Source organism: Pedobacter sp. 22226 (assembly GCF_052045455.1).
Lineage (GTDB): Bacteria > Bacteroidota > Bacteroidia > Sphingobacteriales > Sphingobacteriaceae > Pedobacter > Pedobacter jeongneungensis.
In genome coordinates, this window is sequence record NZ_JBQEPB010000004.1 from 421,891 (window position 1) to 441,077 (window position 19,187).

The window sequence follows — 19,187 nt, forward strand, 5'->3', positions numbered from 1 at the left end:
CCAAGATAAATTATGATGAGCATGATGAAAAAATATAAATTATTGATCGGTCTGATGGCCGCAATAATTACAACGGCCATATTTTCCTGTAATAAAGATTTCGATAGAACACTTACCCCAAAAGATGGTACCGATACCACTAAAGTAAGGTATGGTAGCCGTAAGGTTTTGTACCTCATTGTTGATGGTGCCAGGGGTCAGTCGGTATCAACGGCGAATATCCCTAATATTAACGCCTTACTTCCAACCTCCATTTATAGCTGGGTAGCATTAAACGAACCCGAAGTTACGCAGAATGCCAGCAATTGGGCCAATATGCTTACCGGGGTAAAAAAAGGAAAACACCTCGTAAACGATGATAATTTAACCAATAACAACCTGCAGAACTATCCAATTATTTTTAAAAGGATTAAAGAGGTAAAACCGCAGATTAAAATTGCAGCTTATACTTCATCAACCGTATTTAAATCGTTAACCACAGGGGCCGATATCAGTAGCCTGGTAACCAACGATGACCAGGTGAAGGCGGCAGTTATCAATCAGTTAAATACCGATACCGCATCGGTAATTGTGGGTCATTTTACCGATGTAGATAAAGCAGGTATGGCTTCGGGCTATGATAATTCTTTTCCGGCTTATAAATCGGCCATCGAAAAATTTGATGGCAGTGTAGGCGAGATCATGGCGGCTTTAAAAAAACGCACAAACTACATCAACGAAGATTGGCTGGTTGTAATCGCTTCAAGCGATGGCGGGGCATTTACCCTGCCGCCAAATGCAGATGACCAGACAATTTTTAGCAAGCCTGCTAATAATGCTTTTGTAATCTATTACAGTTCTACCTACAGCAAAAGAATTTTGGTTAAACCCTTTACAGGTAACCGTTACTTAGGTAAAACAGTTAAAATGACGGGTAAAGAGGTAAGGGCAGAAATTGCAGGCGAAGATGCAACGGTGTACAATATTGATGATACCACCAAAATGACCATCGAACTGAAGGTTAAAAAGAATCAGGAGAAACTTTTCTACCCTAGCATTTTAGGTAAACGGAACGAATGGTCTAGCGGTCATCCAAGTGTAGGCTGGGTAATTTACCTGGAAGATAAATACTGGTATTTCGAATGGAGGGGCACAAAAGATGGCGATTACCGCCAGTGCAGGGGCGGAGACCTGGTTCAGGGCAGATGGGAAAACCTATCGGTAAAATTAGAGCAGCGCGGTAACCAAAGGTTTATCCGTACCTATACCAACGGTGTTTTTAACAATGAGTTGGAAATTACCAATTCCGGCTCTCTGGCCAATTCAAATGCATTGAAACTGGGTTTCTTAAATGGTGACGGGCATGGAGAACCAGATTATTATGTAACTGATATCAGGTTCTTTAAACTGTCGGTTCCGGATGGCGTAATCGGGCAATATGCCTGCGAAACTTCTATCGATCAAAGTCACCCATCATACAATTTCCTGGTGGGTTACTGGCCAGCTACAGATGGAAACAGCGATAAAATGGTTGATCTTTCTTCTCAGGCACGCGATTTTAAATTACTTGGACCTTATGCATGGGAAAATTTTAACGATTTAATCTGTCCGCCATCGGCAAGCACACTCGCTGCATTAGTGCCCCAAACCTCTGATATCCCTGCACAGGTAATCAACTGGTTAAAAATAGCAAATAAACAAACCTGGGCGCTTGACGGCAGGGTTTGGTTAGATCAATAACAATAGTTTCGGATCATTTAAAAAATATCGAAAATGAAAAAAATTATATATTCAATGGTAATGGGCTTAACCATCATTATTGGTGCCTATTCTTGTAAACAATCGCAGGTAGAGGATTTAAAACTGCCCGATGCTGCAAACAGGAGCATTACCGGCGAGGGTATTGTAGTGGGCAATGTAACCATCGACAATCAATTTGTTAGGGTACCCTTTAAAATTTCCCTTTCGGGTATGGCCGAAGAGGCTTTCCAGGTGGGTTTAACCCTTAATAACGATACTGTTACCCAGTTAATCAATAACGGAGGGTTAACCAATGCCATATTAATGCCCTCAGCCGCGGTAGAATATCCAACGGTAATTAATGTCGCCTACGGAACAGATAATGCCGAAGGTATTGCCATTGTACGCAGGGCTACCTTAGAGCGTTATCTCGGTAAAAAAGTGGCTTTTGCTTTAAAACTCTCTTCGCCAGGTAAAGGAAATAAAATTGCCAATGGAAAATCGACCATTCTGGTAGTCATCAATACCTCCGAATTACTTAAACCTTCTGATGTACATTTTCTTACGCTGCAGGGTGGTGGTACTTATAGCATCGCTTATCAGGGCAATTATATTGTGGGGCCGGCCGGGGTTACTTTTCCGCTTATTATCAGTTTGGAAAATGCCCCTTCTACAGCCTTTAATGTAAAGGTGAGAGATAATGTAGATACCATTGCTACTTTAGTTTCGAGAGGTACGCTTCCTGCTGATGCCATTCATCTGGCGGCAAAAGATTTTTCACTCGATACTTTAATCAGGTTTAATACAGGTGCCAGCAGTGCCACAGTACGGTTAACCATACCCTGGCCGGTTTTCGATGCAAATATCGTAGCCAATAAAAAGTTCGCCTTTGCATTAAGTCTTGCCGAAAATACCAATCATGTAATCCATCCTACAAAAGGAAAAGTGATTGTAATCATCGATCCAAATGTGAACTTAGATAATAACTCGCCAATTTTGGGGAACGGAACAGGTTTAATCGCTAAATATTACACCAATACTCAATTAGATCCTGATGATGGCCGGGCACCTTTTCTTACAAGGGTTGATGGAACAATAGAATTTTCGGGAGATGGCTGGCCTGACGGCGTTAAAAATGCAGCCGGAGAATCGTTAAGCAGGGATAATTTTGCTACAAAATGGAGTGGCGAATTCCTTGCGCCGGTAAGGGGCGATTATATTTTCTACCAAACCCGCTGGGACGATGGATGTCGGTTGTTTATCAACGGGAAAGCTATTATAAACGATTATACCACCCAATGGGATAAGCCGGAAAGAAATGCAACGATACATTTAGAACGTGGTATCAGATATAGAATTGAAGCACATCATCGTGAAAATGTTGGCGGACAGCAGGCATATTTAGAATATGAAGTGCCTTCAGCAGGAATTACAGGCCGACGCGCTGTACCTAAAACACAATTATTTCCAACTCCTTAAACTTGAATTGATATGAAAAGTAATATGAAAAGATTATTGAGCGTCTGCTCGCTTTTACTGCTTATCGTCGTGTTAACGGTAAAATGTAAAAAAAGCGGTAACGATGAAGTTGTTCCGGAAGTGGAAGAACCAAAACCATTGGTTACATTTGATTATACCATTCCAAATCCGGTAAAGTACCAGGAAGTTCAGTTTACAGCCACTCCAACTAATTATAAAACGTTATTGTGGCAGTTTGGCGATGATAGTACCTCAGTAGAAATCTCACCAAAACACGTTTACAGGTTTCCGGGTACATATCGTGTAATTTTAACAATCAGAAACGGGCAGGGGTATTCGGCTACAAAAGAGATTAACTTAAAAATTGTTGATCCTAATTTCGATCCTACCAAATATGGCGAAAACTACATGGTAACTGTTGGAGGGAAATTTTCGGTAAACCTGGAGGCTGGTGCGGGTCCCGATTCTCCGGAAGGTTCTAAAAAATTAGTCGATCAGGATATCAATACCAAATTTTTACAGGCTGGTTTTGATGGTACCCAAAAATGTACTTTCGAACTGAATACGCCACAGGTGGTGGGTGCGTATACCTTAACATCGGGCAACGATGCTGCAGACCGCGATCCAAGGTACTGGATTTTACAGGGTTCTTTAGATGGCATTCAATATACCGACCTGCATACCGTTACGGCTTGTCCGTGGGAAAATACAAATGATGGTCCGAGCAGGAAACAAACCAAACTTTTCCACTTTGATAATTACATCGCTTATAAATTCTACCGTTTGTACATTAAATCCAACAGGGGAAGCCGTGTGTTTCAACTGGGCGAATGGACGATCAACAAAAAACAACCATAATTAAATACGCTCCACACATTTGAAAAATACATGAGGCTTAAAAACTTCATGTATTTTTTTAGCTTATGAGTTTAAATGTCAATCAGACAATTAAAAAATGAAATCTTTCTTCAAAGTAAATTATATTTTATACTTTAGTAAAACGTTTAACCAGCGTTAATCTAACCATAATATACGATCATACTTCAATACACACACAAATTATGAACAAAACCAACACCTTAAAATTCTTCGGCATACTTGGCTGCATATTAGTCGGGAGTTTGCTAAAAGCGCAGGAGCGAAAGGCACCCGCTTACCCCTTAATTACGCACAATACCTATTTCAGTATCTGGTCTGCTACCGATAAATTAAACGAATCTTCTACCCAACACTGGACCGGCGCCGATAATTCTCTTTTAGGCTTAATTAATGTTGATGGCGGTATTTATCGCTTTTTAGGTAAAGAAACCACTACCTATAAAACAGTTGTACCTGCTTCTGACGAAAAAGGTTACGAAGTTAAATATACAGAAAGCGAGCCACAAGGCGATTGGAAAGCTGCAAACTACAACCCGGGCAACTGGCAAACCGGCACCGCACCCATTGGCGATGATGCCAAAAACGTAAAAACACTTTGGAAATCGCACGATATCTGGGTAAGAAGAACTTTTAACGTGACTAATCCGGCCTCAATAAATGAGCTGTTCTTAAAAATAAACCACGACGATAATATCGAAGTTTATTTGAACGGCAAGAAAATTTATACCAAAGAAGGCTGGACAAACAATTTCCAGTACATTGCTTTAAGCAATAGCGATAAAAGTGCCTTAAAGGCAGGAGCTAACGTAATTGCCATCCACCTGATCAATACCGCCGGCGGCCGTTTCCTTGATTTTGGCCTGGTAGATAAGCTAAAAGACAATGCCGAAAAAGTACAGCTGGCTAAGCAAAAAAGTGTTGATATTAATGCTACGCAAACCATTTACAACTTTACCTGTGGCAAAATTGATTTAAAACTAACTTTTACCTCACCGTTGTTAATGAACGATTTAGGTTTGTTTGCACGCCCGGTTTCTTACGTTTCTTATCAGGTTAAGGCCAACGATGGTAAAACACACCAGGTAAAAGTGTATTTAAGTGCTTCTTCTAACATTGCAGTTTACCGCCCTTCGCAAGAAGTTACGGCAACCAAATACGCAACAGTTAAATTATCGGTTTTGAAAACGGGAACGGTAGAACAGCCAATCCTTCAAAAAGCCAGTGATGATATGCGCATTGATTGGGGTTACTTTTATGTAGCGGCTCCAAAAACCAGTAACGCCATTCAGTTTGTAACTGCCGAAAAAGATGCAGCTGATGCTTTTAGAAAGGGCAATTCCGCTTCAACCGCTAAGCAGGGCAAAATGCTGGCGCTTAACACCATCATTCCATTTGGTGCGGTAGGGAAAGCTGCTGTAGAAAAATATGTTGAGTTGGGTTACGATGAAATTTATTCTGTTCAATATTTCAACAAAAATTTAAGGCCCTGTTGGAACACTTCTGGTAAAGAAACCATTGAAGGGCAATTAACTGCTGCGGCAGATGAATATAAAGCGGTGATTCAGAAATGTGAAGCTTTTAATAAAACCTTATATGCCGATGCCTTAAAATCAGGCGGTAAAGAGTATGCCGATCTGTGCGTTCTAGGTTACCGCCAGAGTATTGCAGCACACACTTTGGTTAAAAGCCAGCAGGGTGAAATTTTGTGGTTATCAAAAGAGAATAACAGCGGTGGTTTCATTAATACCGTTGATGTAACTTATCCGTCTGCACCGTTGTACCTTATCTACAATCCGCAGTTACTGCAAGGTATGTTAAATGGTATTTTCTATTTCAGCGAAAGCGGAAAATACCCTCACCCCTGGGCCGCACACGATTTGGGTACCTACCCATTGGCCAACGGACAAACTTATGGCGAACCAATGCCGGTTGAAGAATCAGGCAATATGATCATTTTAACAGCTGCCATTGCCAAGGCACAGGGAAATGCCGATTACGCGAAATTACACTGGAAAACATTAACCACCTGGGTTGATTATTTAACCAAAGAGGGTTTAGATCCGAAAACGCAACTTTGTACCGATGATTTTGCTGGTCACCTGGCCCGTAATGCCAATTTATCGGTAAAAGCGATTGTAGGTATTGCCTGCTATGCCCAAATGGCCAAGACCCTGGGTTACGATGATGTAGCCAAAAAATACAGGGATATTGCCGAAAGCATGGTGCCAAAATGGATAGAAATGGCTGATGCCGGCGACCATTATGCCCTAACCTTCGACAATAAAGATACCTGGAGCCAGAAATACAACCTGGTTTGGGATAAAGTGTTAAACTTAAACCTGTTTCCACAGAAGATTTACGATACCGAAACCAAATATTACCTCACCAAACAAAACAGATACGGTATTCCATTAGACAGTAGAAAAGCCTATACCAAAAACGACTGGATTTTGTGGACGGCAACTTTTGCACCAACCCAAAAAGAATTCGAGGCTTTGGTTCATCCGGTTTATAAACATGCCATCGAAACAGAATCGAGAGTGCCTTTGAACGATTTTTATGATTCAAATACCGGTATCCGCGATAACTTTAAGGCCCGTAGCGTTGTGGGCGGTTTCTATATGAAAATGCTTGCCGATAAATTAAACAGTAAATAAGATTCTCACCCTTTAAATTAACAGTCAAAGGTCCTGCATTAATTTGCAGGACCTTTTGTATTCCCATCGTGCACTCCATTCCCCTCTTTCAGAGGGGTGTCCGCAGGACGGGGTGTTTTATCCCTGTTGTCTTCCTAGGATTTCATTTCGGGCGTAGTGTAACATAGCCGGGCAATCTAACTGGATATCTCATAAATTATCTTGTTCATAGATTTCTCCATTTCGCTGCGCTTCAGTCGAAATGACGATATTTCTAGTCCCCATCGGCCTCGAATAAAGCAATCTTAATATGTTTTGAAAATGATCGGCTGTGGTTCTTGGCTGTCTCCGGCCCCGCTTTCCCTGCAATCTTTTTGTGAGGTGTTAGTGATCGTGTGTAAGTTGCTGCAACAAAAAGGATTTCCGTTCAATCGGGTTTATAAACAATGGCCATTGCAAATAACTAATCACCAGGCAACCTGCAACTTATATTTTATTTAATTCCTCATATGGTAAAAAACTACGGTAGTGATCACATGAGATAAATCGTCATTTCGACCGCCGTGGATAAATCTGCCAGATGCTTCAGATAAACTTCAAAAATTTCTCCCCGCCTATACAGGCAGGCATTCCGCAACCGGTGAAGGATCTGCATGCTCCAGTCGAAATGACACTTTTCTAGTTCTGCAGCATTATAGGCTTATATGTTTCTTAAATGCCTCATATGGTAAAAAACTACGGTAGTGATCATATGAGATAAATCGTCATTTCGACCGCAGTGGAGAAATCTGTCAGATTGCTTCAAATAAACTTCAAAAATTTCTCTGTTTCCGCTGCGCTCCAGTCGAAATGACGATATTTCTAGTGCTGCAACATTATAGGCTTATATGTTTCTTAAATGCCTCATATGGTAAAAAACTACGGTAGTTATCAAATGAGATAAATCGTCATTTCGACCGCAGTGGAGAAATCTGTTAGATTGCTTCAAATAAACTTCAAAAATTTCTCTGTCCCGCTGCGCTCCAGTCGAAATAACGACTTTCTTTTGGCCTTGGTACATGTCTCAACATACCATTAAACCTAAAACTCAAATTCCAGCTGGTTATTCTCTGTTTTTTCAATCTCAACATCATCATAAAACCGCGATAAAGTAATCCCCAACAACCTGATCTGGCTTATGCCTATATCCGCTTCCTCCAGAAGTTTTATCGCTTCAGCATAAATCACTTCCGCTTTATTAATCGGTACAGCAAAAGACCTGCTGCGGGTAATGATCTTAAAATTCGCAAATTTTATTTTTAAAGTCACCGTTTTACCACTTAACTGATGCTTTTCCAGGCGTTGGGCTACAATTTCGCTGATCCTTTTCAGCAGGTCCTGCATTACCGAATCCTCGTTGGTATCTTCCGCAAAAGTATCTTCCGCACCTACCGATTTTGCCTCACGGTTGGCCCTCACAGGCCGGTCATCAATCCCGCGTACAATTTTATAATAAAACCTTCCCGATTTTCCGAACTGGGCAACCAGTTGTTCTTCGGTTAATTTTTTCAGGTCCGCTCCCGTATTTATCTGCATGGCCTTCATTTTGGCCGCCGTAACTTTACCCACACCAAAAAACTTCTCTACCGGGAGTTTTTCCATAAAAGTTTCAATTTTCGATGGGCCAATAAAGGTTAAGCCGTCAGGCTTGTTCATATCCGAAGCAACCTTGGCCACAAATTTATTGGTCGATACCCCTGCAGATGCCGTTAAATTCAGTTCGTTTTTAATCGCGTCTTTAATTGATTGTGCTATATCAATGGCAGAGCCAATTCCCAGTTTATCCTCAGTAACATCAAGATAAGCTTCATCTAAAGATAAAGGCTCAATCAGATCGGTATAACGGCTAAAAATTTCCCTGATGGCTTTAGAAGCCGTGGTGTATGCATCAAAACGCGGATACACAAAAATGGCTGAAGGACAGAGCTGATAAGCTTTGCTTGAGGACATTGCCGAACGGATTCCGTATTGACGTGCTTCATAGCTTGCGGTTGATACTACTCCGCGACTATCCGGTTTGCCTCCCACAACAAGTGGCTTTCCACGGTATTCTGGGAAATCACGTTGTTCTACCGACGCATAAAAAGCATCCATATCAATGTGGATAATCTTTCTTAAAGCTATTGGGGTTTCATCAGACATCGGGAATAGCTAAATTTCGCTATTTTTTTTAGTATTATTGGAATAGAATTTTTTTCTTTACAAAATATGGAAAGAGTAATCCGCTTTTATAAAAATGCTAAACACGAATGGTACGCCGATATACCCGAATGGAGCGGATCTATTGAAGATTTACAAATGGTAGAAGGAGCTGATGAACTATTAAACTGGATTTCGGCGAATGAAAGCGAATGCAAATTGCTGATGGCAGATGAACAGATCAAAAATGCCGAAATTTTAAACCTGGTTTACGTTCGTGAAGAAAATCTGGGCGGAGGTGGAGATTATATGCTGGAAAGCTTAGGGGCGAATTTAAAAACCATAAACTTTGGCTCTGTAACGTAACCGAATTTGTTTTTAAACAGCTGCCTGAACGGATTTATTTTAAGGAAGTTGAATGATTAGCAGCGCTTATACAGATAAGATTTGCTGCTCGGTTTCCTCTGCGATCGTCATCCTGAACTTGATTCAGGATCTTTTTAGAGCTAATTCTTATTAGTCAAGATAAAGCTTAACGCAATCTTAATCCCTGAAATAAATCCGATATAATCGGATCAGGGTGACGTCTCTATGATAATAAGGGTTTAATCTAATAAAACTTCTACCTTGTTTAATAACGAATCCATCTCAAATGGTTTTTCCATAAAATCGTTTGCACCGGCATCAAGTGCCGATTGCCTGATATCCCTGCTTGCAGAAATCATTAAAATCGGAATTTCCTTAAACTCAGGATCGTTTTTTAGCTGTTTGCAGATATCCCTTCCATCATAACCACTCATCCAGATATCAAGCAGAATCAAATCAGGTCTGTTTTTAACCGCATCAATTACTGCTCCGCCATCATAGGTATATTCAACCTCATAACCCATTACCTCCAAAATCATCGTTACAGCATCAACAATGCCCTCGTCGTCGTCTGCAATGAGTATTTTCTTATTTCCCATTTTGTAATTTTATTTCCATATAGTTTTGTTTCGCAACAGGTAAATGAGAAGATAATTGACAGCGTATAATGATTAATGCCGTAAAGATGCTTTTTGTTTTAAAAAAAACGAATATTTATTTAAAGAATTTTACATCAAATATTGATTAATGTCAATTGGCAAAGTGCAGCTATTTTATTCCCGCGATAGTGAATTAACCGATAATTTATTTTACATAGCAGATATTCGCGCATTAATATTTTATATTTACAGCGTTAATTCAAATCGAATTAGCTTGAGTCGCCAAAAATGGATAGTATCAATATTAAGAAGTTAGCAGAAGCTTTAAATCTATCTACTTCTACAATTTCGAGGGCTTTTAGGGATAATAGCGACATTAGTGGCGCTACCAAGGCGCTTATACTGGCCAAGGCGAAAGAATTAAACTATCAACCCAACCATTACGCCAGTAATTTACGGGAGCAAAAAAGTAAAACCATCGCCGTAATTGTACCCGAACTTGCCAATAATTATTTTTCGCAGGCCATTCACGGCATTGAGCGTGTGGCGAGGGAAAACGGTTATCATATCCTCATTTATGTAACTGATGATGATTACCAGAAAGAAGTTACTTTTATCCGCCATTTGCATAACGGGAGGGCAGATGGGATTATCATGTCGGTTTCAGGTGAAGCCAACGATCATAATTACCTGAATAAATTTGGGGCAAAACGGTTACCGCTGGTATTTTTCGATCGTATTTACGAAGACATTGAAACCCCACGGGTAATTACCAACGATTACAACAGCAGTTTTCTGGCAACAGAACATTTAATTGAGCAGGGTTGCAAAAGAATCGCCTATTTAGTGGTAAACAAAAGTTTATCTATCGGTAAAACGCGTATGCAGGGCTATATCGATGCCCTTGCCAAACACGGGGTGCCTTTTGAAGAAAACCTGATTGTAGATTGCAGCAACAGTTACGAAGAAAACAGCATCATTATTAAAGAAGCGTTAACACAATTAAAACCCGATGGTGTTTTTACCTCGGTAGAGCGTTTGGCTTTTGCCACATACTATGCCTGTTACGATCTGAATATCAGCATCCCTGACGATTTAAAAGTGATCAGTTTCTCCAGTCTGGAAATTGCTCCCTTATTAAATCCATCACTCACTACCATTACCCAGCCCGCTACCGAAATAGGCGAGCAGGCTGCAAAATTATTGTTCACTATTCTGGATGATAACGCCGATAAAAATCAATCGAAAGAGGTGGTTTTGGAGTCCGCAATAATCAAGCGGAATTCGACCGGAAAAGGGTAAAAACCGACTCAAAAAATCACTGTTTTTTAACCTGTAATTTTTCAAAAAATTTCTTCACTTAGTGTAAAATACGCAGAATTCTGTCCGATTTTCGGGAACGTTCCCGAAAGATGACGAAATTTTGATCTGATTTCTTCGGGAACGTTCCCGAAAAATACCTCAAAAATAGCTTAGTGTAAAAATTACACTTTAAATTGAAATTTAACATTTATAATTATTTGTAAATCAATTAATTAAATAATTAACAATTATTTAATATGATATTTTAGACCCGTCTAAAAGCTGGTTTTTAACCCGAATTTTAAGCGCTGGTTTAGCTCCGAAATATATTTATTAAATAAATTTTGAAATCTCATTAACAGCTGTAAATTAGGCCTATGTGTAAATCACTATAATATTTAACCAAATTTTTATACTTAAACGAGCTTCAAATATGAGAGTATTTTACCTGTTAAAACAGGGGCTTTTGGTGCTGTTGGTTTTTTCAGCATTAATGGTAAAAGCACAAACCGGATCAGTATCTGGTAGAGTGCTTGACGAAACCGGTCTGCCATTGCCCGGCGCTTCTGTAATTGTAAAAGGTACAACCAGAAGTACATCAACAGATGGCAACGGTAGTTTTAAACTTGCAGGTTTATCGAATGGTTCGGTTACCTTATCGGCAAGTTTTATCGGTTATCAAACCCTTGATAAAACTGTTAGCGTTTCGGCAAATGCTACCGTAAATTTCCAGTTGGTGCCCGATGCACAAAAACTGAATGAGGTGGTGGTAATTGGTTACGGTACGGCAGAGAAGAAAAACCTGACGGGATCTATCAGTACGGTAAATTCGAAAGATTTCCAGAAAGGTACCATTACTACACCTGAGCAACTGATTCAGGGTAAAGTTGCCGGTGTGAACATTATTTCAAACAGCGGTCAGCCAGGGGTGGGGAGTACCATCCGTATCCGTGGCGGTGCTTCACTTAATGCCAGTAACGATCCGCTTATTGTAATTGACGGGGTTCCTTTCAGTGGTAACTCTATTGGTAATGCACCAAGTCCCTTATCATTGGTTAACCCGAACGATATTGAGACGTTTACCGTTTTAAAGGATGCCAATGCAACAGCCATTTATGGTTCGAGGGCATCAAACGGGGTCATTTTAATTACCACCAAAAAAGGTGCATCAGGTGCGCCGGTGTTTAATTTCAGCACCAATAACTCTATCGCTACGGTAGCTAAAAAGGTTGATATCCTGTCATCAGGTCAGATCCGCGATTTTGTAAATGCCAATCCAAATGCTTCATACGATGATGGCAAGAAATTTTCAGCTTTACTGGGCAATTCTAATACCGACTGGCAGGATGAAATTTATCAGAATGCCTTTTCTACCGATAACAGCTTAAGCATTGCAGGTTCTTTTAAAGGTGTTCCTTACCGTGTTTCTGCTGGTTATTTAGATCAGCAGGGTCTTTTAATTACCGATCATTTTTCGCGTGGTACGGGTGCAATCAGTATTTCGCCAAAATTATTCCAGGATCATTTAAAAATCGACCTGAATTTAAAAGGTGCATTAACCCAGTCGCATTTTGCTAACTCCGGTGCTGTTGGGGCTGCCATCCAGTTCGATCCTACACAAGCGGTTAATGCAAATAACAATTTTGGTAACTATTACGAATGGTTAAGAAGCGATGGTTCTGTAAATCCTAATGCACCGCGCAACCCGGTTGGTTTAATCAGGTTAAACGATAATAACGGTAATGCCGAAAGAAGTTTTGGTAATGCACGTTTCGATTACTCTTTCCATTTTTTACCAGAATTGCACGCCAATTTAAACTTAGGTTACGATCTGTCTAAAGGTTATGGTGAGGTTCGTATCCCGGTTTTTGCCGCACAGAGCATTTCAACTTTGGGATCATACACCCACTCTTTGAATACAGAAACCAACAAACTTTCTGAGTTTTACTTAAACTATGCACATACGGTAGAAAGTATTAAAAGCCGTTTTGATGTAACCGCAGGTTACGGGTATTACGATAACTCCAAAACCGGTTTCAACTTTACTTCTTACAAAGGAACCGGAGAGGCTTTGGTAACTCCTGTTTTTCCTTTCTCTACCGATCGCGATAAATTGCTTTCTTACTACGGAAGGTTTATTTACACTTTAGCCGATAAATATATTTTATCAGGAACTTTAAGGGCTGATGCTTCTTCTAAATTCGCAGAGAAAAACCGTTGGGGTTATTTTCCTTCAGCTGCTTTTACCTGGAGAATTTCTAACGAGAATTTCCTGAAAAACAGCACTTCGGTATCTGATTTAAAACTCCGCTTAAGTTACGGTCAAACAGGTAATAAAGATGGTATCGGTTATTACGATTACTTATCAAAATATTATGCCAACAGCAATACCGGCCAATACCAGATCGGCAATACTTTTTACAACTATTATACTCCGGCAGCATACGATCCTGATTTGAAATGGGAAACCACCACTACCTATAATGCAGGTTTGGATTATGGTTTTATGAAAGGCCGTTTATATGGAAGCATCGATGTATATTACAAAAAAACATCTGATTTATTAAGTAAAATCAATATTCCGGTAGGTACAAACTTTAACAACGAGTTAACTACAAATGTGGGTAATATGGATGTTAAGGGTGTTGAGGGAAGTTTAAACTTCTCGGCAATCAAAACCGAAAATACCAGCTGGGATTTTGGTGTAAACGTGGCTTACAACAAAAGAAAAGTAACCAATTTAACCTTAAATCCTGATCCGGCTTCGAAAGTGGGAGCGGGTGATATTACAGGTGGTACTGGTGTAACCTTAAAATACAACGCAGTTAACCAGATTCCCGGATCGTTTTTCGTGTACAAACAGGTGTATAATGCCGATGGAAAACCATTAGAAGGTGTTTATGAAGATTTAAATAAAGATGGGGTAATCAATACGAGCGATCAGTATTTTTATAAATCACCGGATCCGAACATTACCCTGGGTTTCAACACTTCTTTTTCGTACAAAAAATGGAGTTTTACCACTTCACTTAGGGCAAACTTCGGCAATTACATATACGACAACGTTTCTTCAAACTTTGGTGTAAGGGCGAATATCTTAAGTCCGGCAGGTGTAATCAACAATGCATCTACAGATTTTCTGGCAACCAATTTCCAGAACAACCAGTTCTTAAGCGATTATTATATCAAAAACGCTTCATTCCTGAAAATGGATAATGCAGGTATTTCTTACAACGCCGGCAAATTATCTAAAACCGGAACTGCATCGTTAAGGATATCGGCAAACTGCCAGAATGTTTTTACCGTAACCAAATACAATGGTATAGATCCTGAGTTGAGCGGTGGTATTGATTATAACCTGTATCCACGTCCGCGTACGTACACTTTAGGTTTTAATGTTGGTTTTTAATAAGGAGATAAAAATGAAAAACTCATTTAAAATAATATTGACATCAGGTGTTTTATTGTTGTCATTAAATTCATGTAAAAAAGATGATTTAAACGTATTGCCCACTAACGATGTGACTTCGGCAACCGTTTATGCTACTCCGGCAGGTTACAAACAAGGTTTGGTTAAACTATATGCGGCTTATGCACTAACCAGTTCTACCGGATCGGATAACAGCGATATTGGCGGACTAAACTCAGGTTTTGCAGATTTCCTTCGTTTATTCTGGACTTCGCAGGAGCTGGTAACCGATGAGGCCATTTGTGCCTGGGGTGATACCGGTATTCCGGAACTGGATTACAGCACACCAAGTGTAGATAACCAGTTTTTAAGGGGATTATATTCGAGAAGTATTTTACAGATTACGGTTTGTAATGAATTTCTTCGCGAAAGTACGCCAGAGAAATTAGCTTCGCGCAACATTACAGGTACCGATGCTGCAGATATTACCCGTTACCGTGCTGAAGCCCGTTTCTTACGCGCTTACCAATATTGGGTGCTTTTAGATGCTTTTGGTAATCCGCCTTTTGTTACCGAAAACGATGAAATTGGTAAAGTTGCCCCAAAACAGATCCAAAGGGCTGCCCTTTTTACTTATATCGAATCAGAATTGAAAGCAATTGAAGGTGATTTAGCCGGTGCGCGCAGCAACGAATATGGCCGTGCAGATAAAGGTGCCGACTGGGCTTTACTGGCAAGGTTATATTTAAATGCACAGGTGTACACCGGAACCGCAAAATATACCGAAGCCATTACTTACTCGAGCAAGGTTATTGCTGCCGGTTATAGCTTAAAAGCCAGTTATATGGATCTTTTTAAAGCAGATAACAACATCAACAATACCGAAAACATCTTAACCATTAACTATGATGGGGTAACCGGTACCAATTACGGAGGTACTACATTTCTGATTAATGCTGGGATTAACGCCGATATGGGTACAGCATCTTATGGTGTGCCAAGTGGTGGTTGGGGCGGTAACAGAACCCGTCAGAATTTGCCTGCATTATTTCCTGATGCAAACGGAACTTTAGATAAACGAGGTGTTTTCTTTGGTGCTAAAAATACGGTTGATGAAATTGGCGTATTTACAGATGGATTACGTGTTACAAAATTTAAAAACATCATTGGTACCAGTACCATACCTCCTTCATTAAACGGAACGTTCAGCTCTCTGGATTTTGCCATTTTCCGTTTGGCTGAGCAATATCTGATTTACGGAGAAGCGGTTGCCCGTGGTGGTTCAGGTGGCGATGCAGGGAAAGCGCTCGAATATGTTAATGCATTGCGCCAACGTGCTTATGGCAATACATCAGGTAATGTGGTTCCGGCAACATTAACAGTAGATTTTTATCTCGATGAGCGCGGCCGCGAATTATATTGGGAAGGTCACCGCCGTACCGATTTAGTGCGCTTTGGTAAATTTACCGGTGGCACTTACTTATGGCCATTTAAAGGTGGGGTTAAAGCCGGAACTTCTATTCCAGCTTACCGCAACATTTATCCGATTCCGGCGGCAGATTTAATTGCCAATCCGAATCTGGTTCAAAACACAGGTTATTAATCTTAATATTTATAAGAGATGAAATCAATATTTTTCAAATCCCTGGCCTTTTGCTTTGTAGCACTATCGCTTTGGTCGTGTAAAAAAGACGAAACCCAAACGGTTTCAGTTGTTGGCGCAGCCGGTACACTAACCGCATCTGCTACCACATTGAGTTTGGTACAGTCAAATGGGGCGCAGCCGGCGTTAACATTAAGTTATCCGCTGGCCACATCATCAGGTTATGTAGTGCCGGTAACCTCAACACTGCAGTTTGATTTAAAGGGTACTAACTTTGCCGCTCCAAAAGAGGTGGTGGTTACCACTAAAACTTATGCACCAACCGTAACCGAAATCAACAATATGATTTTGGCTTTGGGTGGGAAAGTTGGTGTTGCTGCCCAGTTAGAAGTAAGGTTAAAATCAGGCGCTGCCGTAAACGATTTAACTTATTCAAACGTAATTACGTTAAATGCCACGCCTTATCTGGCTTCAGCATGGATTTACGTTCCGGGTGCTTACCAGGGCTGGGATCCAACAACTGCCGATAGTTTAATTTCTTTATCAAGCAATGGTGTTTATACGGGTATGATTGCTTATACCGCCGGAAACCTGGAGTTTAAAATTACACCTGCCAAAAAATGGGATGTTGCCTATGGCGATGCAGGTGCAGGCAAAATCAGCAGTAGTGCTGGCGATAATTTAAAATCGCCGGATGCCATTGTGAAACAGGTAACCGTTGATTTAAATGCCAAAACCATCGCTTTTACAACACCAAACGAGTGGTCGATTATTGGAGATGCTACCTTAGGCGGCTGGAACAATGATACTGATATGAAAGTGGTAAATGACGGAAAATCTAATAATTATTCTATCAAAACTACCTTAACTGCTGGTGCATTGAAATTCAGGTTCAAACACGATTGGACAGTTAACCTGGGTGGCAGTTTAACTGCTTTAACCAATAACGGCGACAACATTTCCGTAACCGTTCCCGGAACTTATACCATTACTTTAGATGTAGCTGCTAAAAAAGCTACAATGGTTAAAAACTAATCCTTATTATCTGCCCTGCAGTTGCATACTGCAGGGCTTTTTTTAAAACTTTAAAGTTTTAGCATGAACAGATTTCATACCTTTTCAATTTCTCAGTTGCCATTAAATGCTCAAACTAACGCTTCTTTTTTAAAAAGGACATTTTTAGCCGTCCTGATTATATTTTTATCAGGCAATAACCTTTTTGCCCAGCAATTAGAACGTATTGAACCTATGTTCTGGTTTACAGGCATGCACAATCCTAAGCTGCAGTTGCTGGTCCATGGTGAAAACATTGCTTCAAGTTCCGTTTCTTTAACTTATCCGGGTGTAAAGCTTCTAAAAGTTAATAAAGTTGAAAACCCGAATTATTTATTTCTTGATTTAACAATTGCTCCCGCTGCCAAAGCCGGAAAATTCCCGATTAACTTTGCCGTTAACGGAAAAAAGATATTTACTTACACTTACGAATTAAAAAACCGCGATAAAAGCGCCGGCAGGATTCAGGGTGTAACCAACAAAGATTTTATTTACCTTTTAATGCCAGATCGTTTTTCGAATGGCGATAAAAGCAATGATGTGGTGCAGGGCTTAGCCGAAACTGCATTAAACCGCGATAGCATGTACTACCGTCATGGTGGCGACATTCAGGGTGTAATCAATCACCTCGATTACCTGAAAGATTTGGGAATTACTACCGTTTGGATGACCCCGGAGATAGAAAACGACATGCCACATGCTTCTTACCATGGTTATGCGGTAACCGATCACTACAAAATAGATCCACGCTATGGTACCAATGCACTTTACAAAAAGTATGTTGAGGTTGCGCATGCAAAGGGTTTAAAAGTGATCAAAGATATTGTACACAACCACATTGGTACCCAGCATTGGTTTTATAAAGATTTACCGATGAAAAGCTGGTTAAACCAATGGCCAAAATATACACAAACCAGTTACCGCGATCAAACGGTAATGGATATTCATGCTTCTGCTGCCGACCGCAAACAGATGCTTGATGGTTGGTTTGTACCTTCAATGCCTGATTTAAATCAGCGTAATCCTTATGTACAAAATTACCTGACCCAAAACCACATCTGGTGGATCGAGTATGCAGGTATTGATGGTTTACGTTTAGATACCTACGGTTATAACGATCCGGTTTACATGGCCGACTGGGCTTTAAAAGTTCAGGCAGAATTTCCGCATTTATCGGTTTTTGGCGAAACATTGGTTACCGCTGTGGCCAATCAGGCTTTCTTTACCGGAGGAAATACCGTTAACCGCGGTTTCGATACCCATCTTCAGGGCATTACCGATGCAACTTTAAAAGATGCCATTTACGAAGGTATCAATGGTAAAAATGGCTGGGTTGATGGCATTAATCGTTTATATGCAACCCTGGCGCACGATTTTCTTTACAAAAACCCGAATACCAACTGCATTTTTCTGGATAACCACGATATGAGCCGTTTTTATTCGATGGTGGGCGAAGATTTCGACAAATATAAAATGGGAATGAGTATTCTGTTAACCATGCGTGGCATTCCTCAGATGTATTACGGAACAGAAATCCTGATGAAAAACTTTTCCAATCCCGATGGTTTAATCCGTTCCGATTTTCCAGGCGGCTGGGAAGGCGACAAAAAAGATAAATTCGTTGCCGATGGTCGTACAAACAAAGAAAATGAAGCTTTTAATTTTGTAAAAACGCTTGCTGATTTCCGCAAAAACAGCGCAGCCCTGCAAACAGGTAAATTGATGCAATTTGTGCCACAGGATGATATTTATGTTTATTTCCGCTACAATGCAGAACCAAAAGGCACCGTAATGGTTGTTGTAAATAACACAGAGAAAGATAAAACATTAAATACCGATCGCTTCGCCGAAAGAACAACAGGAATTACTTCCGCCAAAAACGTAATCACCGGCGAAAACACCGAATTTAAAAACATTAAAGTGCCCGCTAAAACAACGCTGGTACTGGAGCTAAATTAATTTAT

Annotated in this window: 12 protein-coding genes and 1 pseudogene; 11 read left to right on the plus strand and 2 right to left on the minus strand. The window is 40.3% G+C overall.

Annotation, left to right across the window (positions count from 1 at the left end; translation table 11 throughout):
• Window positions 1–21 precede the first annotated feature (21 nt).
• The 4 genes from ACTJKC_RS11365 to ACTJKC_RS11380 all read left to right on the plus strand — a co-directional run bounded on the left by ACTJKC_RS11365 (window position 22) and on the right by ACTJKC_RS11380 (window position 6,734).
• Complete coding sequence (locus ACTJKC_RS11365; RefSeq protein ID WP_440791983.1) at window positions 22–1,719, plus strand: alkaline phosphatase family protein; 1,698 nt, start codon at window positions 22–24, stop codon at window positions 1,717–1,719.
• Between the two features lie 33 nt (window positions 1,720–1,752).
• Window positions 1,753–3,198: a PA14 domain-containing protein gene (locus ACTJKC_RS11370; protein WP_440791985.1), complete on the plus strand. Its 1,446-nt coding sequence runs from the start codon at window positions 1,753–1,755 to the stop codon at window positions 3,196–3,198.
• Between the two features lie 12 nt (window positions 3,199–3,210).
• Window positions 3,211–4,056 (plus strand): PKD domain-containing protein, encoded by an 846-nt coding sequence (locus tag ACTJKC_RS11375; protein WP_440791987.1) that lies wholly within the window; start codon window positions 3,211–3,213, stop codon window positions 4,054–4,056.
• Between the two features lie 203 nt (window positions 4,057–4,259).
• Window positions 4,260–6,734, plus strand: a complete 2,475-nt coding sequence (locus ACTJKC_RS11380; RefSeq protein WP_440791989.1) for a glutaminase domain-containing protein — start codon at window positions 4,260–4,262, stop codon at window positions 6,732–6,734.
• A 1,059-nt stretch (window positions 6,735–7,793) separates the two neighbouring features.
• On the opposite strand, the gene dinB is transcribed toward ACTJKC_RS11380, so the two are convergent.
• The gene (dinB, locus tag ACTJKC_RS11385; protein WP_440791991.1) at window positions 7,794–8,894 is read right to left on the minus strand and encodes a DNA polymerase IV; all 1,101 of its coding nucleotides are present in this window, start codon (window positions 8,892–8,894) and stop codon (window positions 7,794–7,796) included.
• Between the two features lie 66 nt (window positions 8,895–8,960).
• Here dinB and ACTJKC_RS11390 point away from each other — a divergent pair, with 66 nt between their 5' ends.
• Together ACTJKC_RS11390 and ACTJKC_RS11395 are read left to right on the plus strand one after the other, a co-directional pair.
• Entirely contained in the window at window positions 8,961–9,257 is a 297-nt protein-coding gene (locus ACTJKC_RS11390; protein ID WP_440791993.1) for a DUF6717 family protein, read from the plus strand.
• A pseudogene (locus ACTJKC_RS11395) lies at window positions 9,257–9,313 on the plus strand (hypothetical protein); the annotation flags it as partial. The gene ACTJKC_RS11390 and the pseudogene ACTJKC_RS11395, both read left to right, overlap by 1 nt.
• 183 nt (window positions 9,314–9,496) lie before the next feature.
• On the opposite strand, the gene ACTJKC_RS11400 reads toward ACTJKC_RS11395, so the two are convergent.
• On the minus strand, window positions 9,497–9,856 hold the full coding sequence (locus ACTJKC_RS11400) for a response regulator (RefSeq protein ID WP_344853253.1): 360 nt from the start codon (window positions 9,854–9,856) through the stop codon (window positions 9,497–9,499).
• 288 nt (window positions 9,857–10,144) lie between these two features.
• Between ACTJKC_RS11400 and ACTJKC_RS11405 the strand changes: the two genes are divergently transcribed.
• The 5 genes from ACTJKC_RS11405 to ACTJKC_RS11425 all read left to right on the plus strand — a co-directional run bounded on the left by ACTJKC_RS11405 (window position 10,145) and on the right by ACTJKC_RS11425 (window position 19,182).
• On the plus strand, window positions 10,145–11,158 hold the full coding sequence (locus ACTJKC_RS11405; protein ID WP_440791996.1) for a LacI family DNA-binding transcriptional regulator: 1,014 nt from the start codon (window positions 10,145–10,147) through the stop codon (window positions 11,156–11,158).
• A gap of 433 nt (window positions 11,159–11,591) precedes the next feature.
• Complete coding sequence (locus ACTJKC_RS11410; protein ID WP_440791998.1) at window positions 11,592–14,567, plus strand: SusC/RagA family TonB-linked outer membrane protein; 2,976 nt, start codon at window positions 11,592–11,594, stop codon at window positions 14,565–14,567.
• 13 nt (window positions 14,568–14,580) lie between these two features.
• Window positions 14,581–16,170, plus strand: a complete 1,590-nt coding sequence (locus ACTJKC_RS11415; RefSeq protein ID WP_440792000.1) for a RagB/SusD family nutrient uptake outer membrane protein — start codon at window positions 14,581–14,583, stop codon at window positions 16,168–16,170.
• A gap of 18 nt (window positions 16,171–16,188) precedes the next feature.
• Window positions 16,189–17,205, plus strand: coding sequence for a SusE domain-containing protein (locus tag ACTJKC_RS11420; RefSeq protein ID WP_440792002.1), 1,017 nt, complete (start codon window positions 16,189–16,191; stop codon window positions 17,203–17,205).
• Between the two features lie 63 nt (window positions 17,206–17,268).
• Entirely contained in the window at window positions 17,269–19,182 is a 1,914-nt protein-coding gene (locus tag ACTJKC_RS11425) for a glycoside hydrolase family 13 protein (RefSeq protein ID WP_440792004.1), read from the plus strand.
• Window positions 19,183–19,187 lie beyond the last annotated feature (5 nt).